Consider the following 20254-nt stretch of genomic DNA (forward strand, 5'->3'; position numbering starts at 1 on the left):
TGTTTTTTTTTGGTCATGCTGTGTCGAGCTCAGAATGACAAATCAGTTTTAAATGTTGCTAGTTCTTCTAAATTTTTTAAGCCTGCTTCTATCTCGAACTTGCTATTAACATCAAGCGCATAGCAGTATTTAGATTTTGGACTTCGCAGGAAGGATTTAATATCTTCGGTTTCGTTTAAACCAATACCACCACTTAAAAAATACGGTTTCTGCGATGGATAATTGCTTAATACTTCCCAGTTAAAGGTGTAACCATTACCTCCTGGTAATTGCCCTTTAGTATCAAAAAGAAAGTAATTGCAAACTGCTTCGTAGGGTTTTAAAACGTCAAAATTAAATTCGTCTTTTATTGAAAATACTTTAATGATTTCAATAGGATTGTCATTTGGTTCTCTACTGCGCTCGAACTGATATTTAATTTCATTGCAAAAATCAGAAGATTCATTTCCATGAAGCTGTATAGCATTAAGCTTATGTGTTTTTACTTTTGATAAAATATAATCTATTTCAGCATCTACAAAAACACCTACTTTTTTTATTGCTTTTGGAAGTTCTGGGATGTTACCATCAAAATATCTTTTGGATTGTTTATAGAAAATAAAACCAAGATAGTCAGGTTGTAAGTTGGCAACTTGAGTAATGTTATCTTGATATTTCATTCCGCATATTTTGAGTTTCATGCTTCCAATGTTTTAATAAATTCTTTAGCGTTTGCTCCAGGGTTATTAGTTTTCATAAAGTTTTCGCCAATTAAAAACCCTTGATAACCATACGTTTTAAGTGTTTGTATAGACTGGATGTCGCTTATACCACTTTCTGAAACTTTTACAAATTCGTCAGGGATTTTAGTGCTAAGAGTTTTACTAGTGTCTAAACTAACTTCAAAAGTCTTAAGGTTGCGGTTATTTACACCTATCATATCAAGACTAGGCATTATAGATTTTTGCAATTCATCTTCATTATGAACTTCTAACAGTACATCTAAGTTTAGGTTTTTTGCTAATTGAGAAAATTGTTTAATCTCTTCTTGGGTTAAAATGGCAGCAATAAGTAAAATTACATCTGCACCATAAGATTTAGCTTCAATAATTTGATATTCGTCAATAATAAACTCTTTTCTTAAAAGTGGCAGGTTGCAGCTAGCTCTAGCCACTATTAAATCGTCAAGAGAACCACCAAAATATTTTCCATCGGTTAGTACAGACATTCCGCAAACACCAGCATTTTCATAACCAGTTGCGACGTCTTGAACATTTAAACCATTGTTGATAATTGATTTTGAAGGTGAGCGACGTTTGTGTTCAGCAATAATACCTGAAGAGCTGTTTTTTAGTTTTTCGGATAACGAAACCGTTGCTTTGTTAAACAGTTGTGAGCTTTCCAGTTGTTGTGTACTTATCAAGGCTTTTTTTAAATCAACCTCTTTACGTTTGTCAAATACTATTTTATCGAGTATATTCATTACTTGCTCAGTTCTACTAATTTGTCAAAACTTTTCTTTGCTTTACCACTCATAAGTGACTCTTTAGCTTCGCTAAACGCCTCTTGAATGGTGTTGTTTTTTACTGTTGAAATAGCAATAGCTGCATTGGCGCAAACCACATTGTTTTGGGCTTCAGTACCTTGACCAAGAAGTACATGGGTGAATATTTTTGCCGATGTTTTTACAGAATCACCACCATGTATTGCATCTTGATGCAATTTTTCAACTCCAAAATCTTTTGGGTTAACAACAACATCTCCTTTGTTGCTTGACAGTTTTGATGCTCCTGTTAAAGAAATTTCGTCATAACCATCTAAAGCATGTACAATGCTATAATTTTTATCAGTGTTTTGGTACAAATAACTGTATTGTCTCAAAAGCTCCAAACTAAATACACCAACCATTTGGTTTTTTGGAAACGACGGATTTACCATTGGTCCAAGCATATTAAAAAATGTTTTTACACCAAGTTCGCGTCGTATTGGAGCAACGTGTTTCATTGCAGGATGAAATAATGGTGCATGAAGCACACAAATACCAGCTTTATCTAAACAGGTTTTTAAAAAGTCGATATCGTTACTAAATTTTACACCTAAAAACTCAAGTACATTTGAAGAGCCGCAAGCCGAAGATACACCATAGTTACCATGTTTTGAAACGTGAACTCCAGCTCCTGCAGTAACAAACGATGCTAGAGTGGAAATGTTAAATGTGTCTTTTCCGTCACCACCTGTTCCGCATAAATCAATAGCGTTAAAGTCATTTAAATCTACAGGAATACAAAGGTCTAAAAGCGCATCTCTAAAGCCCATTAACTCTTGGGTTGTAATACTTCGCATCATATATACAGTTAAAAAAGAGGCAATCTGACTTTGGTTGTACTCTCCTTTAGAAATGTTAACCAAAACATTTTTAGCTTCTTCGGTAGAAATGCTTTCTTGGTTTATTAATCGGTTTAAAATGGTTTTCATATTTGGATATTCTGTCCTGAAATGTCAATGCGTTCAGGATTTTATAGTTTTAATTTTTAATAGATGATGAATTAATAGAAAAACGGCAATATTAACTTTTAACCCAGTTTTCTAGCATTTGTTTTCCGTTAGGTGTTAAAACAGATTCTGGATGAAACTGAACACCTCTTACATCATACACTTTGTGTCTTAAAGACATCACTTGTCCGTTGTCATCAAAAGATGTGGCTTCTAAAACATCAGGAAGCTTTTCATCTACAACCCAAGAGTGGTAGCGACCAACAGCAATGGTTTTGTCCATATTTTTAAAAAGAATTTCATCATCTGCAGTAATATTTACCTGAGTAGAAACGCCATGGTATACACTTTTAAGATTGATGAGTTTGCCTCCAAAAACTTCACCTATGGCTTGTTGACCCAAGCAAACACCTAGAATGCTTTTTGATGCAGAATAGGTTTCAATAATAGGTTTTAATAAACCAGCTTCATCAGGAATTCCAGGACCTGGAGATAATACAATTTTGTCAAACGCTTTTACGAAATCCAACTCTAGTTGGTCGTTACGTTTTACAGTCACTTCACAATCTAAATCCTCAAGATAATGCACAAGGTTGTAAGTAAAACTGTCGTAATTATCAATAACTAATATTCTTTTCATGGCTATAAATTTTCAGCAAGTTCAATGGCTCTTGTAAGTGCGCCTAATTTGTTATATACTTCTTGTAATTCATTTTCAGGATTTGATTTTGAGACCAATCCTGCTCCTGCTTGCCAATGCAGTGTATGGTTTTTACTTAAAAAAGTCCTAATCATAATGGCATGATTAAAGTTGCCTTCAAAATCCATAAACCCAATGGCTCCACCATAAAAGTCGCGACTTGTTTTTTCGTATGTTTCAATAAGTTGCATTGCTTTATGTTTTGGAGCTCCACTTAAAGTTCCTGCAGGAAAAGTGTCAGCTACCACTTGCATAGTTGTGGTTTTGTCGTGTTTGTTACCAGAAACTTTACTTACCAAATGAATAACATGAGAGAAAAACTGAACCTCTCTGTAGGTGTCAACCTTTACATTGTTTCCGTGTCTACTCAAATCGTTACGCGCTAAATCTACGAGCATAACATGTTCTGAGTTTTCTTTGATGTCTTCAGAAAGTTGCTTAGCTAGTTCAGCATCTTTTTCATCGCTTCCTGTGCGTTTAAAAGTGCCTGCTATTGGGTGAATTTCAGCTTTTCCATTGTTTACAATCAATTGTGCTTCTGGCGAACTTCCGAAGATTTTAAAATCACCATAATCAAAGTAAAATAGGTAAGGAGAAGGATTGATGCTACGTAAGGCTCTGTATACATTAAACTCGTCACCTTTAAAATTTTGAGAGAATTTTTTTGAAAGTACTAATTGAAACACATCACCTCTAGCACAATGTTTTTTTGCAAGTTCTACATGCTCTTTGTACTCATTGTCAGTAAGGTTTGATTTAGTTTCACCATCAGTTGAAAAATTAAAAACGGCAAAGTTTTTAGATTTTATAAGCTGATGAATATCGTCAATATTGTTTTCGGTATCAAAACAATGTGCAAAAATATAGGCTACGTTTTTATGGTGGTTAATAGCAATGATATTTTGATACACAGCATAGTAAATATCTGGAATGTCCAGATGGTCTTCTTTTTTTGAAATTTTAATATCTTCAAAGTAGCGTACAGCATCATAAGCCATATATCCAAAAATGCCATTGTTGATAAACTTAAATTCCTTATCAGAATCTACTTTAAAACGCTGTGTGAATTTGTGAATTTTTTCAGTGACATTAACATCATCTTTTATCTTGTTGATAATGCTGCTGCCATCAGGAAACTGTTCGGTAATGGTTTCATTTTTTACTTCAATAGAAGCAATTGGGTTACAGCAGATGTATGAAAAACTATTATCGTTTGCATGGTAGTCGCTACTTTCAAGTAAAATACTGTTGGGGAACTTGTCGCGTACTTTAAGGTAGATGCTAACAGGAGTAATTGTATCGGCAAGAATTTTTTTATAATGTGTGTAAAGGCTAAAGGTTTTCATTGGTAAATAAATTAAAAAAGGCTTGTCGTGAATGACAAGCCTTTTTGATATTTTTAGTTTTAAATATACTAATAGGGTTAGTTCACGAAAATTGAGTTTCGAGACATCCACCACCAAGTATTATTTAAAATTGTATTCATGTTTTTGTTTGTTGGGTCAAATATAGAAATGAAAATTATTTTTTCAAATTATTTGTAGAAATATTTGTGTGGGAGCATTTTAATTTAAATTAAGGCCTATAAAGTTTTGTTAAAGATTAAAGGTTTTTCAGTGTTATGCTTACTTTTATAATATGAAATATACTCTGTTAATACTAACAATGATCTTGTGTTTTTCCTGTAAAGAGGAAAAAAAAGATGCTATTGCCGAAACACAAATTGAAACTCCTAATACCTTAGAGTTAGAAGTTCATGATTTTAATGGTATAAAAAAATATCTAACAGCTACTGATGATAAAACCTATGTAGTTAACTTTTGGGCAACATGGTGTGCACCTTGCGTTAAGGAGTTGCCTTATTTTGAAACATTAAATTCTGAATATAAAACTAAAGATGTTGAGGTGATATTGATAAGTTTAGATTTTCCTTCTAAATATGAATCAAAACTTAAACCTTTTATAGTTGATAAGAAATTACAATCTAAAGTTGTGGCGCTTGACGATGCTGATGCTAACTCTTGGATTCCTAAGGTAGATGAAAGCTGGTCAGGAGCAATTCCTGCTACAGTAATTTTTAATAAAAATAAACGTAAGTTCTACGAAAAATCGTTTACTTATGACGAGCTAGAAACCGAATTAAAACAATTTTTAAACTAAAACAAAACACTATGAAAACATTAAAACTAGTATTTGCTTTTGTAGCTATGTTATCACTTTCAGCATTCACAACTGTAGGTGATGGTCATGGTTATCATGTTGGTGACATTGCAACAGATTTTAAACTTGAAAATATTGATGGTAAAATGGTGTCTTTAGCAGATTATAAAGATGCTAAAGGATTCATTGTAATATTTACATGCAATACTTGCCCTTATGCTGTTGCTTACGAGGACAGAATTATTGAATTAGACAAAAAATATGCTGATAAAGGCTATCCTGTTATAGCTATTATGCCAAATAATACCGATGTTAAACCTGGAGATAATATGGAAGCTATGCAAGCCAGAGCAAAATCAAAAGGGTTTACATTTCCTTATTTAATTGACGAAGGACAAAAAATCTATCCTCAATATGGAGCAACAAAAACACCACATGTATATGTGCTACAAAAAACTGCAAAAGGGAATCAGGTAAAGTACATTGGAGCTATTGACGATAATTATAAAGACGCAAGTCAAGTAAATACTACCTACGTTGAAAATGCTGTTGATGCATTATTAAAAGGAAAAGAAATTAAAGAAACACAAACAAGAGCCATAGGATGCTCAATTAAAGTGTAAATAAATACATTTTAAAGCTTAAATTAAAAATCCAATTGTAACAGATTGGATTTTTTTTCGTCTATATCATAAAGAAAAGTTAAATTTGTTATAATCAAAAACTAAAAAATGGCAGATTTAACACAAGAAGAATGGGCAAAACAACTATCAGCAGATACTAATGCTGTGGTTTTGGACGTTAGAACACAAGACGAAGTTGATGAAGGTATAATACCTAATGCAGTGCATATTGATATTTATGGAGGTCAAGAATTTATTTCAAAAGTAGAAGAACTTGACAAAACCAAGAACTATTATGTGTATTGTCGATCTGGAAACAGAAGTGGTCAAGCTTGTGCTATAATGAATCAATTAGGTTTTGATAATGCTTATAATCTTGTTGGAGGTATTACCGAGTGGGAAGGTGATATAGTATAACTTTAAATTGTATTAAAAATGAAACAGGTATTAATTGTGTTGACTTTAATGTTAACATTTACAGTAATAAGCTGTAAAGACGATTCGCAAAGCGATGTTAAACTGGTGTCACCAGAAGAAATGCAAACACTTTTAGAATTAGAAGATGTGCAATTAATAGATGTTAGAACACCTGAAGAATTTAAAGAAGGTAACATACCTACTGCTCAAAATATAGATTACAACTCACCAACTTTTGATGAGGATATCACAAAGCTAGACAAAACAAAACCAGTAATATTGTATTGTAAGTCTGGAGGAAGAAGCGCAAAATGCGCAAAAAAAATGGAGGAAGCTGGCTTTGTTAAAGTATATGATCTCGATGGAGGCATTTCTAAATGGCAGCATGAAGGCTACGAAGTAGAAATCAAATCTTAACTCACCAAACCGAACATTACGTTCGGTTTTTTTATATCTAAATTTTATTAGTAAAACTTTAACGTCTTTATCAGTTAGTGGTTTGTTAGTATCAAATTGAAGCGTCGACTAAGCAGATTTAAGAAAGCTTTATAATATAATTCTAACACAAGTGTTACATTTGTTAATTCTAACTACTAGACTAATTTTTAAAGAATGAAGAACATCGTTTTAAGTTGTTTGATGCTCATTATGCCTATTGTTGCATCCCAAGCACAAATTTTAGAACCAGTAAAATGGTCAACCTCAGTTGAAAAAATTTCTGATACCGAATATAATTTAGTATCGATTGCCACCATAGATAAAGGTTGGCATTTATATTCCCAAAATGTGCCAGATGATGGTCCTATACCAACAACATTTACTTATACAGAAGATGGTTTTCAGTTGTTAGAAAACACTAAGGAAGAAGAAGGACATACTGTTGATGATCCTGTGTTTGAAATGAAAATTAAATTTTTTGAAAACAAAGCAGAGTTTAAACAACGTATTAAAGTCTTAAATAACGAACTCTCTATCGTAAAAGGAGAAGTAGAGTTTATGGTGTGTGATGATGCTAGATGTTTACCACCAAGTTATGTCGATTTAGAGTTTAACTTGTCAAATTCAGAAAGTGTTTCTAGTAATAGTGGAAAAGAAGAGACGGTTCAAAATATTTTTGAAATACCTAAAGACAAAGAAGAAGTAAAGCAAGAAAACACTATTTCTAAAACTTCATCTAAACCTGAAAATGAAGAGCAAAAAGGACTTTTTACAATTTTTATTGTTGCGTTTTTATCAGGTTTCCTTGCATTATTAACACCTTGTGTGTTCCCTATGATACCAATGACGGTAAGTTTCTTTATTAAACAAAGCAAATCAAAGTCTAAAGGAATTAGAAATGCAGTAATTTATGGATTGTCTATAGTTGTAATCTATGTGCTTTTAGGAACTATTATCACAGCTATTTTTGGAGCTGATGCTTTAAATGCGCTAGCAACTAATGTATGGTTTAACGTTATTTTCTTTTTATTACTAATAGTATTTGCACTGTCATTTTTAGGAGCTTTTGAAATTGTGTTACCGAATTCTTGGGCAAATAAAGTAGATAGACAAGCAGATAAAGGAGGTATAATAGGTATCTTTTTTATGGCTTTAGCATTAGCAATTGTGTCTTTTTCTTGCACAGGACCAATTGTAGGAACATTATTGGTTGAAGCAGCTTCTAAAGGAGGTTTAGCTCCAGTGATTGGGATGTTAGGGTTTTCATTAGCTATTGCATTACCATTTGCTTTGTTTGCTGCATTCCCAGGATGGTTAAATTCTCTGCCAAAATCAGGAGGATGGTTAAATACTGTAAAAGTAGTATTAGGATTCTTAGAGCTAGCCTTAGCATTTAAATTCTTATCACAAGCCGATTTGGTATTACAACTACATTTGTTAGAACGCGAAGTATTTATAGCTATTTGGATAGCTGTCTTTGGGACGCTTTCACTGTACCTGTTCGGAAAAATTCAATTGCCACATGACTCACCTTTAAAATATATTTCAGTTGGTAGACTTTGTCTAGGTTTAGTAACATTGTCGTTTACAATTTATATGATACCAGGACTTTGGGGAGCACCACTTAATTTAATAAGTGCGTTTCCGCCTCCATTAGATTATAGCGAGTCACCTTATGGAGTTGGTAACTCTAAAACTGGAGGAGCAGCAATATCAAGTGATCATAACGACTTGCCTGAAGGTGCACATTTATTGGCTCCACATCAAATATTAGCATTCAATGATTATGACAAAGGCTTAGCCTATGCAAAAAAAGTAGGGAAACCAGTAATGATTGACTTTACAGGTTGGGCTTGTGTAAATTGTCGAAAAATGGAACAAAATGTATGGGTAAAAGATAAAGTGCTAAATGTTTTAAAAAATGACATTGTTCTTATATCCTTGTATGTTGATGATAAACGTCCTTTACCTGAAGATGAAGTCGTAGAATCACAATTAAGACCTGGTAAAAAACTCAAATATATTGGGCAAAAATGGAGCGAGTTCCAAACCATAAAGTATAAAACCAATACACAGCCTTTTTATGTGTTGATGGGTCATGATGAAGAAAACCTTATTGACCCTGTGGGTTACACTCCCAATGTTGATGAATATTACAATTGGTTAAAAGCAGGATTAGATAATTTTAAATAATAATAAAAACCGCTTATTTAAGCGGTTTTTTTGGTTTTTACTATAAAGGTTTACGATTTCATTAAAAATCAGTATTCTTTTTTGATGATTTTTTATTAGAATCTAAGATAATTTTAGTTTTTAAAATAAATTATTCTATATTTGTGTAATCGATTACAATTAAAAATTAATTATGTCAAAATACGATACAAGATACGCTTCAAGCCCACAAGCTGTAAAAAAATATGACACTCAAGAATTGCGTGATGAATTCTTGATTGAAAATGTAATGAAAACTGATAAATTGGAATGGGTGTATTCTCATTACGATAGGTATATGGTAGCAGGAGTTGTTCCTGTTAACGAAAAAGTACAATTAGAAACTATCGATCCTTTAAAGTCATCTTATTTCCTAGAAAGAAGAGAATTGGGAATTATTAATGTTGGAGGTTCAGGAGTAATAGTTGTTGATGGTACTACATACGATATAGACCATAAAGAAGCTTTATATCTTGGTCAAGGTAACAAGGAAGTTCAGTTTTCTAGTAAAGATGGAAGTAATCCAGCAAAATTTTATTTAAACTCTACACCTGCTCACAAAAAATTTCCAAATAAAAAAATTGGAACTAACGATGTTGAGGTTATAGAATTAGGTTCTGCAGAAACAGCTAATGCCAGAACACTTAGAAAATACATCGTAAATAGTGTTGTTGATGTATGCCAATTGCAAATGGGAATGACAACCATAAAAACAGGTAGTAGTTGGAATACTATGCCTGCTCACGTGCACGATCGTAGAATGGAAGTGTATTTCTATTTTGAAGTTCCAGAAGATCAGGCGGTAAGTCATTTTATGGGTGAGCCTCAAGAAACAAGACATATCTGGATGGGTAATGAAGAAGCTGTAATCTCACCACCTTGGTCTATTCACTCTGGTTCTGGTACAGCTAGCTATTCTTTTATTTGGGGAATGGCAGGTGAAAATCTAGACTATGGAGATATGGATGTTTGTAAAATCAACGAATTAAGATAAGCATAAAATTATGTTCGATTTAACCGGAAAAACAGCACTCGTTACTGGCTGTAAAAGAGGTATTGGCTTTGCTATGGCAGAAGCATTAGCAGAAGCTGGAGCAGATATTATTGGTGTGTCAGCATCTCTGGAAAAAGAAGGCTCTGCAATAGGACAACGTGTTGAAGAGTTAGGTAGAAAGTTCACAGCATATCAATGCGATTTTTCAAGTAGAGATTCATTATATAGCTTTATAAAGGCTGTTAAAACAGACCACTCTAAAATAGATATTTTAGTTAACAACGCAGGTACTATTTTAAGAAAGCCGGCAGCCGAACATCCTGATGAATATTGGGATAAAGTGATAGAAGTAAACCTAAACGCGCAATTTGTATTAAGCCGAGAAATTGGAAAAGACATGGTTGCTAATGGTTCTGGTAAAATCATTTTTACAGCATCATTACTGACTTTCCAAGGCGGAATTACAGTTCCGGGTTATGCAGCTTCAAAAGGTGCTATTGGTCAGTTAACGATGGCGCTTTCTAACGAATGGGCTTCAAAAAATGTACAGGTTAATGCTATTGCGCCAGGTTATATCGCAACAGATAATACCGAAGCATTGCGCAATGATGAAGACAGAAGTCAATCAATATTAGCAAGAATCCCTGCAGGTAGATGGGGAACACCAAAAGATTTTAAAGGACCTATAGTTTTTCTGGCTTCAGAAGCAAGTGACTACATGAGTGGTTCTATTTTAACCGTAGATGGCGGTTGGATGGGAAGATAAATTAAGAAAGAATGAAACAGTTTATACACGATAATTTTTTGCTGGAAAACAAATATGCTGAAGAGTTATATCATAATTATGCAAAAAATCAACCTATAATAGATTACCATAATCACTTGCCTCCGCAGGAGATTTTAGAAGATAAAGTTTACAATAATCTAACTAACGTATGGATTAATGGCGATCATTACAAATGGCGTGCTATGCGAACTTTAGGAATCAATGAGCAATTTATAACAGGTGACGCATCAGAGAAGGAAAAGTTTATGCAATGGGCAAAAACAGTTCCTTACACAATGCGTAACCCTTTGTATCATTGGACGCATTTAGAATTAGCACGCTATTTTAATGTTCAGGATTTATTAAATGAAAAATCTGCAGAACGCATTTTTGAATCTACTTCAGAGCAGTTAAGTTCTTCAGATTACAGTTGTAGAAATTTACTTCGTAAGGTTAATGCCGAATTGGTTTGTACCACCGAAGACCCAATTGATACACTTGAACATCACCAAGCACTTGCTAAAAGCGATTTCGAAATTAAAGTAAGCACAGCGTTTAGACCAGACAAAGCTATTTTAATAGCAAATGATGGTTATAACGATTATATGGATGCGCTTGGAAAAGCAGCCGATAAAGAGATTTCTAATTATCAAGATTTAAAAGACGCACTACGCAGTAGAATTGAATACTTCCATAATAATGGATGTAGATTGTGTGATCATGGTTTAAATCAAATTTCTTTTGTTGGTTATACAGATAATGAAGTTGAAACGATTTTCAAGAAGAAAAGAGCAGGAGATACATTAACAAAAGATGAGGTGCTTAAGTTTGAAACAGCTATTCTTTTATACCTGTCGGAAACGTATCATGAATTTGGTTGGGTACAACAATTTCATTTAGGTGCATTAAGAAATAACAATGCGCGTATGCATAGTATTCTTGGGCCAGATACAGGTTGGGATTCTATTGGAGATTATCCGCAAGCTGAAAAATTATCTGCATTTTTAAACGCGTTAGACGGAAAAGATAAACTTACAAAAACCATAATTTATAACTTAAATCCTGCTGACAACGAAGTTATGGCGACCATGATTGGTAACTTTAACGATGGTAGTGTAAAAGGAAAAGTTCAGTTTGGTTCTGGTTGGTGGTTTTTAGACCAAAAAGATGGTATGACCAAGCAAATGAATGCCTTGTCTAATATGGGGTTAATTAGCTGTTTTATTGGTATGCTTACCGATTCGCGTAGCTTTTTATCATTCCCAAGACACGAATATTTCAGACGTTTGCTTTGTAATCTTTTAGGAGACGAAATTCAACGTGGTGAGTTGCCAAAAGAAGAGCTGGAATGGATTGGTAAAATCGTTTCAGACATCAGTTATTTCAACGCTAAAGCATATTTTAATTTTTAGTAGATGAATAAAGTAGTTGCATTTGGAGAAATAATGTTACGATTGTCTACCGAAAGACATTTGAGGTTTTCGCAAGCGAAATTCTTTGCGGCTTCTTATGGTGGTGGCGAGTTTAATGTAGCAGTGTCTTTAGCGAACTATGGAATTTCTTCAGAATTTGTTTCACGAATTCCTGATAACGAAATAGGAGCTTGCACACTTAAAGAAATGCGAAAGCTTAATGTAGGTTCCGATAATGTTGTTTTAGGAGGCGATCGTTTAGGTATTTATTTCCTAGAAACAGGTGCAGGAACTCGTGGTAGTAATGTGGTTTATGATAGAGCTAATAGTGCTATTGCAACCGCAAGTAAAGACGATTTTAATTGGGAAGAGATACTTAAAGATGCAACTTGGTTTCATTGGAGCGGTATTACACCAGCAATTTCAGAAAGTGCTGCAGAGGCATGTTTAGATGCTGTAAAAACAGCTCATAAAATGGGATTAACCATTTCGTGTGATTTAAACTACAGAGCAAAACTTTGGCAATATGGTAAGCAACCTAAAGACGTTATGCCAGAGCTTTTAAAATACAGTCATATCATTTTGGGAGATATAGATACTGCTTACTTTATGTTAGGCAAAGATAAGGTGTCTCCAAACTATCAAGACGAAGCTTCGCTTCCTGTATTGTATGAAAAAATATTTGAAATCTGTCCAAACCTAAAAACCGTAGCAACAACTTTGCGTTATTCTGTGAGTGCTTCTCATCAACGTATTGGTGGTGTTTTGTTTGACGGAAAAGGCTTGTATCATGCCGCAGTAAAAGAAGTAACGCCTGTGGTTGATAGAGTAGGAAGTGGCGATGCCTTTATGGGTGGATTAATTTACGGACTATTAAAATATAAGTCTGATACACAAAAAGCATTAGATTTTGCTGTGGCAGCTTGCTGCTTAAAGCATACCATTTCTGGCGATTATAATTTAGTGTCTGTACAAGAAGTAGAAAATATGGTAAACGGAAACGCTACCGGAAAAGTTTCAAGATAGTATATGATGACTTTAAAGCAAATATCGCACATTACAGGGTTTTCAACCTCTACGGTTTCAAAAGCCTTAAACGATAGGTTTGATATCAATGTTGAAACCAAAAAACTGATTCAAGATATTGCTTTAAAAAACAACTATGTTCCTAATAAAAATGCCATTGCTTTAAGAAAAAGCAAATCAAATATTGTGGCTGTAATATTGCCGCAAGTAAATGATAAATGGTATAGCGATACGTTATACGAAATTCAAAAAACGGTATCAAAGGCTGGTTATCGCGTTATGCTTTTTCAGTCGTTTGATGATACTTCAAAAGAAGATACATATCTAGATGAAATAAACGATGGTAGTATTGATGCAGCCATTGTACTTTCAGCAAATAACAATATAAAAAAGAATAAGTTTACTGTAATGCCTATTGCCTTTGTTCAAATTACAAAAGAGCAATCTGCACAAGAGTTAATTCAACTTTCAGTAAACAGTTTTAAAACATTATTAGAGCGCATATAATTATGGCACAATATACAAGAATAGACGTTGCAAAAACTATGAAAGAAACAGGGTTAGTTCCCTTGTTTTACAATGCTGATATTGCTGTTTGTAAGCAGGTGTTAAAAGCCTGTTATGATGGTGGAGCAAGGTTAATGGAGTTTGTTTCAAGAGGAGATTTTGCTCACGAAGTTTTTGGCGAACTAAATAAATACGCTATTGCAGAACTACCAGGAATGATTTTAGGTGTAGGATCTGTTACAGACGCTGCTTCAGCGTCATTATACATGCAATTAGGCGCTAACTTTATTGTAACGCCTGTACTTCGAGAAGATATTGCTGTTGTTTGTAATAGACGTAAAGTATTATGGTCTCCTGGATGTGGCTCGCTTACTGAAATAGCTAAAGCAGAAGAGTTAGGTTGTGAGGTTGTAAAATTATTTCCTGGTGATGTTTATGGGCCAAAGTTTGTAAAAGGAATCAAAGGACCACAACCATGGACATCTATTATGCCAACTGGAGGCGTAGCACCAACCGAAGAAAATTTAAAAGCTTGGTTTGAAGCAGGTGTAACTTGCGTAGGTATGGGATCAAAGCTAATTTCAAAAGAAATTATCGCAAATAACGATTTTAAAGCGCTTGAAACCAATGTTAAAAATGCATTGGATATAATTAAGACTATAAAAACACAATAACTATGAAACGACTTTTTACAGTACTTACTTATGTTATGGTTTTTGCGCTTTACTCAAGCTGTAATACCATTAGCGATACACGCACTATAAAGTTAGCACATAGTTTAGATGTTAATCATTCTGTGCATAAAGCTATGGTTAAGATGGGTGAAGATTTAGCCAAAATTTCTGACGGGAAAATGCAGTTGGAAATATACCCAAGTCAGCAATTAGGTACTGAACGTGAATGTATAGAATTACTTCAAATAGGAAGTTTAGATATGACTAAAGTATCTGTTGGTGTGATGGAAAATTTTGCGCCAAGAACTAAAGTTTTCGGATTGCCATTTTTGTTTAGAGATAAACAGCATTTATTTAATGTTTTAGATGGTCCTGTTGGAAAAGAATTGCTAGATGAAGGCACCAAGTATTGGATAAAAGGTATGGGTTATTACGATGCAGGTAGTAGAAGTTTTTATACAAAAGACAAGCCTGTGAATTCTCCAGAAGACTTAAAAGGGCTTAAAATTAGAGTAATGGAAAGTGTTACTGCTATGGATATGGTAAAAAGTCTTGGAGGTTCGGCAACACCAATTTCTTGGGGAGAACTTTATACATCTTTACAACAAGGTGTAGTTGATGGAGCTGAAAATAATCCGCCTAGTTTTTATCTGTCAAGACACTATGAGGTTTGTAAATACTATTCTTTAGATGAGCATACATCCTTACCTGATGTATTGATTATAGGAACACATATTTGGAATGATTTATCTGAACAAGAAAGAACGTGGTTACAAGAAGCTGTAGATAAATCGGTAACCTATCAACGTACTTTATGGGCAGATGCAGAAAAAGAAGCTTTAGATGCCGTAGAAGCTGCTGGAGTTACTGTGATAAGACCTGATAAAACATTGTTTTCTAAAGAGGTTGAGGAAGTGTACGAACATTATGGTCAAGATGCCGACATGAAAAGTTTAATAGACAGAATAAAAAACACCCAGTAATATGACTTTGAGAGAAAAAATAGATAAAGTTTTAGGAAATATTCTCATTGTCATTATGGGAGTTATGGTGGTAAATGTAATTTGGCAAGTATTTACAAGGTTTGTTGTGGGTACGCCAAGTTCATTTACTGATGAGTTAGCACGTTATTTAATGATTTGGTTAGGAATACTTGGAGCAGCTTATGTTTCAGGAAGAAATATGCATGTTGCTATAGATGTGCTTCCGCTTCGTTCAAGCAATAAAACACAAAAAAAACTTAAGCTAATCGTTTACATTTTAATTATTTCATTTGCCTTATTTGCAATGGTTGTTGGAGGATTACGATTAGTGTATATCACTTATGTATTAGATCAGCATTCACCTGCATTACAAATACCATTAGCATTGGTGTATTTAGCTATTCCATTAAGCGGATTACTAATCATTTTTTACAAAATTTCAGATATTAAAAATATTAAATAGCCATGGATTATATACCTATTTTAGTTTTAGTAATTAGTTTTATTGGCTTATTGTCAATAGGAACACCTGTGGCTTGGAGTATTTCTATTTCATCTGTATTAACCATGTTAGTTAGTATTCCTGCAATGCCTGCGTTTACAACGGTTTCTCAACGTATGGGAACAGGATTAGACAGTTTTGCGCTTTTAGCAATTCCGTTTTTTATTCTTTCCGGACAGCTCATGAATAAAGGAGGTATTGCGCATAGGCTCATTGCATTTGCAAAAACACTAGTAGGAGCATTACCAGGAGGTTTAGCATTAATTAACGTTATTGGCGCTATGTTGATGGGAGCAATTGCTGGTTCTGCAATGGCATCAGCTTCTGCAATGGGAAGTATTCTTGGTCCAGAAATGGAAAAAGAAGGTTATTCTAAAGAATTTGGCGCTGCTGTAAATATTACATCTGCCACAACAGGATTAATTATTCCGCCGAGTAATGTGTTGATTGTATATTCATTAGCAAGTGGTGGCGTTTCTATTGCAGCTCTGTTTTTAGCAGGTTATATTCCTGGAATTTTAACAGGTTTATTCTTAATGCTTGTTGCTTCATTTTGGGCTAAAAAGAAAAAGTATAAACTAGGAAAACGTAGTTCATTAAAAGAGGTTTTTAAAACGTTTGTTGATGCTTTACCAAGCTTGTTTTTACTAGTTATTGTTATTGGTGGTATTGTCACAGGAATTTTTACAGCAACAGAAGCGTCGGCAATTGCAGTGCTTTATACGCTTATTTTAGGGTTTGCTTACAAAGAAATCAATATAAAATCATTACCAGAAATTTTATTAGACTCTTCAGCAACAACAGCAGTTGTAATGTTACTTATTGGAGCGTCTATGAGTATGTCTTGGGTGATGTCTTATGAAAATATTCCACAGAATATAAGCTCAACGTTATTAGCGATAAGTGACAACCCAGTAGTAATACTTTTAATCATCAATTTAATTTTATTATTCGTTGGAATTTTCATGGATATGACGCCAGCTGTATTGATTTTTACTCCAATATTTTTACCTGTAGTAACAGGTTTAGGTATGGATCCTGTGCAGTTTGGTATCATCATGGTACTTAATTTATGTATCGGACTCTGTACGCCACCAGTTGGATCCGTCCTCTTTGTTGGTGTTGGAGTAGCGCAAACAACAATTCAAAAAGTAATGAAACCATTACTACCATTGTTTTTAGCAATGATTGTAGCCTTGTTTTTGGTTACATATTTCCCACAGTTAACCCTTTGGTTACCTAAAATATTTGGACTTTAATTAAATAAGTTATGTCAGAACTAAAAGAACTAAACGTATTAAATAGAGAGCACCTTGGTTTATCAAAAAAGAATCCAATCAAGGTTGTGCAATTTGGAGAAGGTAATTTTTTAAGAGCCTTTGTTGAGTATGCATTTCAAAAATTAAATCAAAACGCTAATTTCAATGCTGGTGTTGCTGTGGTGCAACCTATTGATAGAGGTATGGTTGATATGTTGAATGACCAAGACGGATTATATACATTGTTCTTAAAAGGGATTCAAAAAGGTGAAGAAATTCAGACGAAAGAACTCATCACAAATATTGTGAAAGGTGTAAATCCGTATGCCGATTTTCAACAGTATTTAGACCTTGCGAAAGAAGAAGAGTTACAATTTATTATATCTAACACAACCGAAGCTGGTATCGCTTATGTAGAAAGTGATACTTTAGAAATGCAACCACCAAGTTCATTTCCGGCGAAACTTACCGTGTTATTGTATGAGCGTTTCAAGCATTTCAATGGTGCTTCAGACAAAGCATTGACGATTATTCCGTGCGAGTTAATCAATTATAATTCTGATACTTTAAAAGAAATAATTTTAAAATATTGTTCAGATTGGAAGCTTGAAGACGAGTTCAAAACCTGGTTAACGCAAGACTGTTCATTTCATAATACTTTGGTAGATCGCATTGTTCCTGGTTATCCAAAAGACCAAATTGAAGAGTACAATGCGCAGTTAGATTATAAAGACAATTTAATTGTTTCAGCTGAAGCATTTTTACTTTGGGTTATTGAAGGAGGCGATGATTTAAAAGCTAAATTACCTTTCGATAAAACCAATTTAGACGTAAAAATTGTTGCAGATATGCAACCATATCGTACCAGAAAAGTACGTATTTTAAATGGTGCGCATACCTCAATGGTACCATTTTCATTGCTTTACGGAAATGAAACGGTAAAAGAAACTGTTGATAATGAATTTACAGGAGCTTTTGTAAACAGTGCCATTTTTGATGAAATCAATCACGTGTTACCAATGGATAAAGCAGAATTAGACAGTTTTGCTGAAGAAATCCTAGACCGTTTCAGAAACCCATTCATCAAGCATAAGTTAGCTGATATCGCTTTAAATTCTATTTCAAAATTTAAAGTAAGAGTATTACCAAGTTTATTGGAATACAACGAGAAATTTCAAAAGTTACCAGCGCATTTAACTTTTGCTTTTGCGTGTTTAATTCGTTTTTATAAAGGCGAATGGAATGGCGAAGCATTGCCTATAAAGGATAGCGAAGATATTGTAAACGCTTTCAAATCAATTTGGTCAACTGATGATTACAAAGCTGTTGCTACAGCAGCATTACAAAACACGACGTTTTGGGACGAAGACCTTACAAAAGTAAACAACCTTGTAGATGCCATTGCATTGGCATTAGAAGAAATTGAAGCTAATGGCGTTGAGCAAGGTTTGAAAAATTTCAAGAATAAATTATAAGATTAATAAACCGAGAGGTGATGCAGAAGAAGTTAATAAAAGTACATCCAACAGATAATGTAGCAGTGGCTTTGGTCAATCTAAAAGCTGGAGACGTTATAGCATTTGAAGGTCAAGATATCAAAGTGATTTCAGATGTTAAGGCGAAGCATAAAATCGCGATGAATGATTTTGGAGCTGGAGATCGCATTATGATGTACGGAGTTCTAGTAGGAAAAGCGAGTGAAGCTATAGCAAAAGGGGATGTGCTTACCACTGAAAATGTAAAACATCAAAGTGCAAAAGTCACTCAAAAAACCGATACCATTGGTTGGTCTGTTCCTAATGTAGACAAGTGGAAAGACAAAACATTTATGGGTTACCATAGAGAAGATGGACAAGTTGGTACAGCCAATGTTTGGTTGTTTTTTCCTTTGGTATTCTGCGAAAACAGAAATATTGAACTACTAAAAGATATTTTTGAAAAAGAACTTCTGACTCAAAAATCTAATAGCCACAGAATGTTATTGCGTTCGTTGGTAAATGAAGATAACGGAACTACAGCAGTTGAACCAGAGCAAACCACGAATGTTTTTGATAATATTGAAGTAAAGTTCATTACACATCCTGGAGGTTGTGGTGGTATTCGTCAAGATTCTGAAAGTCTAGCACGTTTATTGGCTGGTTATGTGAAAAACCCTAATGTAGCAGGAGCAACCGTGTTGAGTTTGGGTTGTCAAAATCTTCAAATTGATATTTTCAATAAAGCATTAGAAGCGATTAGTCCAAACAACAAAAAACCAGTGTTGATGTACGAGCAACAACAAATGGGAACTGTTGATGAAATGCTAACAGCGATTATAAAAAATTCGTTTGAAGCCATTAAGGAAGCGAATAATATTCAACGTCAACCAGCACCTTTGTCGAAGCTTAAAGTAGGTTTAGAATGTGGTGGTTCTGATGGATTTTCAGGGATTTCAGCAAACCCAACTTTGGGTTATACTTCGGATATGTTAGTTGCACTTGGAGGAACGGCAATTTTAGCTGAATTCCCAGAGCTTTGTGGTGTAGAGCAGGAGTTGGTAAATAGATGTGTAGAAGAAGACAAGGCGAATAAGTTTTTAAGCTTGATGCAAGCCTTTGAAAAATCTGTTGTAGATGCTGGTTCTGGTTTTGATATGAACCCATCACCAGGAAACATCAAAGACGGATTGATTACAGATGCAATGAAATCTGCTGGAGCAGCCAAAAAAGGTGGTACATCACCAGTTGTAGATGTATTGGATTATGGCGAATATGTAACAAATCCAGGTCTTAACTTATTGTGTACGCCAGGAAATGATGTAGAAAGTACAACAGCTATGGTAGGTTCTGGAGCAAACATTGTGTTGTTTACTACAGGTTTGGGAACACCAACCGGAAACCCAATTACACCAGTGATAAAAGTATCTTCAAACTCGGAGTTAGCAGCAAAAATGAGCGATATCATTGATGTAGATACAGGAGACGTTATTAAAGGCGAAAAGACCATAGAAGAAATGGCAGAAACAATGCTTCAATACATAGTTGATGTCGCAAGTGGTACCATAAAGTCTAAAGCAAGTATTTTAAATCAAGATGATTTTATTCCTTGGAAACGAGGCGTGTCATTGTAAA

At 34.2% G+C, this 20254-nt stretch carries 21 protein-coding genes; 16 read left to right on the forward strand and 5 right to left on the reverse strand.

Features of this window, described 5'->3' with window-relative positions; genetic code table 11:
- Nucleotides 1–29: 29 nt before the first annotated feature.
- From ABD011_RS05560 to ABD011_RS05580, 5 genes are all read right to left on the reverse strand, one after another.
- Complete coding sequence (locus tag ABD011_RS05560) at nt 30–680, reverse strand: phosphoribosylanthranilate isomerase (RefSeq protein ID WP_343796468.1); 651 nt, start codon at nt 678–680, stop codon at nt 30–32.
- Nucleotides 677–1462 carry an indole-3-glycerol phosphate synthase TrpC gene (gene trpC / locus ABD011_RS05565; protein WP_343796470.1) on the reverse strand — a complete coding sequence of 262 codons (786 nt, stop codon included), beginning with the start codon at nt 1460–1462 and terminating at the stop codon, nt 677–679. The genes ABD011_RS05560 and trpC overlap by 4 nt, the downstream gene beginning before the upstream one ends.
- Complete coding sequence (gene trpD / locus ABD011_RS05570; RefSeq protein WP_343796472.1) at nt 1462–2454, reverse strand: anthranilate phosphoribosyltransferase; 993 nt, start codon at nt 2452–2454, stop codon at nt 1462–1464. The genes trpC and trpD overlap by 1 nt, the downstream gene beginning before the upstream one ends.
- Before the next feature lie 91 nt (nt 2455–2545).
- Nucleotides 2546–3112, reverse strand: a complete 567-nt coding sequence (locus tag ABD011_RS05575) for an anthranilate synthase component II (RefSeq protein WP_343796474.1) — start codon at nt 3110–3112, stop codon at nt 2546–2548.
- A gap of 2 nt (nt 3113–3114) precedes the next feature.
- Complete coding sequence (locus tag ABD011_RS05580) at nt 3115–4518, reverse strand: anthranilate synthase component I family protein (protein WP_131505846.1); 1404 nt, start codon at nt 4516–4518, stop codon at nt 3115–3117.
- Nucleotides 4519–4810: 292 nt separating this feature from the next.
- On the opposite strand from ABD011_RS05580, the gene ABD011_RS05585 reads away from it, so the two are divergent.
- From ABD011_RS05585 to ABD011_RS05660, 16 genes are all read left to right on the forward strand, one after another.
- Nucleotides 4811–5332: a TlpA family protein disulfide reductase gene (locus ABD011_RS05585; RefSeq protein ID WP_343796476.1), complete on the forward strand. Its 522-nt coding sequence runs from the start codon at nt 4811–4813 to the stop codon at nt 5330–5332.
- 11 nt (nt 5333–5343) lie between these two features.
- Nucleotides 5344–5955, forward strand: coding sequence for a thioredoxin family protein (locus tag ABD011_RS05590; protein WP_131505844.1), 612 nt, complete (start codon nt 5344–5346; stop codon nt 5953–5955).
- Between the two features lie 108 nt (nt 5956–6063).
- Nucleotides 6064–6372 (forward strand): rhodanese-like domain-containing protein, encoded by a 309-nt coding sequence (locus tag ABD011_RS05595; RefSeq protein ID WP_134198752.1) that lies wholly within the window; start codon nt 6064–6066, stop codon nt 6370–6372.
- Between the two features lie 18 nt (nt 6373–6390).
- On the forward strand, nt 6391–6789 hold the full coding sequence (locus tag ABD011_RS05600) for a rhodanese-like domain-containing protein (RefSeq protein WP_343796480.1): 399 nt from the start codon (nt 6391–6393) through the stop codon (nt 6787–6789).
- Nucleotides 6790–6984: 195 nt separating this feature from the next.
- The gene (locus ABD011_RS05605; RefSeq protein ID WP_343796482.1) at nt 6985–9003 is read left to right on the forward strand and encodes a protein-disulfide reductase DsbD family protein; all 2019 of its coding nucleotides are present in this window, start codon (nt 6985–6987) and stop codon (nt 9001–9003) included.
- A gap of 172 nt (nt 9004–9175) precedes the next feature.
- Complete coding sequence (kduI, locus tag ABD011_RS05610; protein WP_343796484.1) at nt 9176–10015, forward strand: 5-dehydro-4-deoxy-D-glucuronate isomerase; 840 nt, start codon at nt 9176–9178, stop codon at nt 10013–10015.
- A gap of 10 nt (nt 10016–10025) precedes the next feature.
- Nucleotides 10026–10781, forward strand: a complete 756-nt coding sequence (locus tag ABD011_RS05615; protein WP_343796486.1) for an SDR family NAD(P)-dependent oxidoreductase — start codon at nt 10026–10028, stop codon at nt 10779–10781.
- 11 nt (nt 10782–10792) lie between these two features.
- Entirely contained in the window at nt 10793–12193 is a 1401-nt protein-coding gene (gene uxaC / locus ABD011_RS05620) for a glucuronate isomerase (protein WP_343796488.1), read from the forward strand.
- 3 nt (nt 12194–12196) lie between these two features.
- The gene (locus tag ABD011_RS05625) at nt 12197–13219 is read left to right on the forward strand and encodes a PfkB family carbohydrate kinase (protein ID WP_343796490.1); all 1023 of its coding nucleotides are present in this window, start codon (nt 12197–12199) and stop codon (nt 13217–13219) included.
- 3 nt (nt 13220–13222) lie between these two features.
- Entirely contained in the window at nt 13223–13726 is a 504-nt protein-coding gene (locus tag ABD011_RS05630; protein ID WP_343796492.1) for a LacI family DNA-binding transcriptional regulator, read from the forward strand.
- A 2-nt stretch (nt 13727–13728) separates the two neighbouring features.
- Entirely contained in the window at nt 13729–14400 is a 672-nt protein-coding gene (locus tag ABD011_RS05635; RefSeq protein ID WP_131505836.1) for a bifunctional 4-hydroxy-2-oxoglutarate aldolase/2-dehydro-3-deoxy-phosphogluconate aldolase, read from the forward strand.
- Nucleotides 14401–14402: 2 nt separating this feature from the next.
- Nucleotides 14403–15383: a TRAP transporter substrate-binding protein gene (locus ABD011_RS05640; protein ID WP_343796494.1), complete on the forward strand. Its 981-nt coding sequence runs from the start codon at nt 14403–14405 to the stop codon at nt 15381–15383.
- 1 nt (nt 15384) lies between these two features.
- On the forward strand, nt 15385–15846 hold the full coding sequence (locus tag ABD011_RS05645; protein ID WP_131505834.1) for a TRAP transporter small permease: 462 nt from the start codon (nt 15385–15387) through the stop codon (nt 15844–15846).
- Between the two features lie 2 nt (nt 15847–15848).
- A complete protein-coding gene (locus ABD011_RS05650) occupies nt 15849–17144 on the forward strand; it encodes a TRAP transporter large permease (RefSeq protein ID WP_131505833.1) in 1296 nt (431 codons plus the stop codon).
- A gap of 11 nt (nt 17145–17155) precedes the next feature.
- Nucleotides 17156–18619, forward strand: coding sequence for a tagaturonate reductase (locus ABD011_RS05655; protein WP_343796498.1), 1464 nt, complete (start codon nt 17156–17158; stop codon nt 18617–18619).
- Between the two features lie 20 nt (nt 18620–18639).
- Nucleotides 18640–20253, forward strand: a complete 1614-nt coding sequence (locus ABD011_RS05660; protein WP_343796500.1) for a UxaA family hydrolase — start codon at nt 18640–18642, stop codon at nt 20251–20253.
- Nucleotide 20254 lies beyond the last annotated feature (1 nt).

Source organism: Gaetbulibacter jejuensis, assembly GCF_039524015.1.
Classification (GTDB): domain Bacteria; phylum Bacteroidota; class Bacteroidia; order Flavobacteriales; family Flavobacteriaceae; genus Gaetbulibacter_B; species Gaetbulibacter_B jejuensis.

Coding starts and splice junctions, on each gene's coding strand:
- ABD011_RS05560 (WP_343796468.1), bottom strand. CDS start 680: ATGAAACTCAAAATATGCGGAATGAAATATCAAGATAACATTACTCAA.
- trpC (WP_343796470.1), bottom strand. CDS start 1,462: ATGAATATACTCGATAAAATAGTATTTGACAAACGTAAAGAGGTTGAT.
- trpD (WP_343796472.1), bottom strand. CDS start 2,454: ATGAAAACCATTTTAAACCGATTAATAAACCAAGAAAGCATTTCTACC.
- ABD011_RS05575 (WP_343796474.1), bottom strand. CDS start 3,112: ATGAAAAGAATATTAGTTATTGATAATTACGACAGTTTTACTTACAAC.
- ABD011_RS05580 (WP_131505846.1), bottom strand. CDS start 4,518: ATGAAAACCTTTAGCCTTTACACACATTATAAAAAAATTCTTGCCGAT.
- ABD011_RS05585 (WP_343796476.1), top strand. CDS start 4,811: ATGAAATATACTCTGTTAATACTAACAATGATCTTGTGTTTTTCCTGT.
- ABD011_RS05590 (WP_131505844.1), top strand. CDS start 5,344: ATGAAAACATTAAAACTAGTATTTGCTTTTGTAGCTATGTTATCACTT.
- ABD011_RS05595 (WP_134198752.1), top strand. CDS start 6,064: ATGGCAGATTTAACACAAGAAGAATGGGCAAAACAACTATCAGCAGAT.
- ABD011_RS05600 (WP_343796480.1), top strand. CDS start 6,391: ATGAAACAGGTATTAATTGTGTTGACTTTAATGTTAACATTTACAGTA.
- ABD011_RS05605 (WP_343796482.1), top strand. CDS start 6,985: ATGAAGAACATCGTTTTAAGTTGTTTGATGCTCATTATGCCTATTGTT.
- kduI (WP_343796484.1), top strand. CDS start 9,176: ATGTCAAAATACGATACAAGATACGCTTCAAGCCCACAAGCTGTAAAA.
- ABD011_RS05615 (WP_343796486.1), top strand. CDS start 10,026: ATGTTCGATTTAACCGGAAAAACAGCACTCGTTACTGGCTGTAAAAGA.
- uxaC (WP_343796488.1), top strand. CDS start 10,793: ATGAAACAGTTTATACACGATAATTTTTTGCTGGAAAACAAATATGCT.
- ABD011_RS05625 (WP_343796490.1), top strand. CDS start 12,197: ATGAATAAAGTAGTTGCATTTGGAGAAATAATGTTACGATTGTCTACC.
- ABD011_RS05630 (WP_343796492.1), top strand. CDS start 13,223: ATGATGACTTTAAAGCAAATATCGCACATTACAGGGTTTTCAACCTCT.
- ABD011_RS05635 (WP_131505836.1), top strand. CDS start 13,729: ATGGCACAATATACAAGAATAGACGTTGCAAAAACTATGAAAGAAACA.
- ABD011_RS05640 (WP_343796494.1), top strand. CDS start 14,403: ATGAAACGACTTTTTACAGTACTTACTTATGTTATGGTTTTTGCGCTT.
- ABD011_RS05645 (WP_131505834.1), top strand. CDS start 15,385: ATGACTTTGAGAGAAAAAATAGATAAAGTTTTAGGAAATATTCTCATT.
- ABD011_RS05650 (WP_131505833.1), top strand. CDS start 15,849: ATGGATTATATACCTATTTTAGTTTTAGTAATTAGTTTTATTGGCTTA.
- ABD011_RS05655 (WP_343796498.1), top strand. CDS start 17,156: ATGTCAGAACTAAAAGAACTAAACGTATTAAATAGAGAGCACCTTGGT.
- ABD011_RS05660 (WP_343796500.1), top strand. CDS start 18,640: ATGCAGAAGAAGTTAATAAAAGTACATCCAACAGATAATGTAGCAGTG.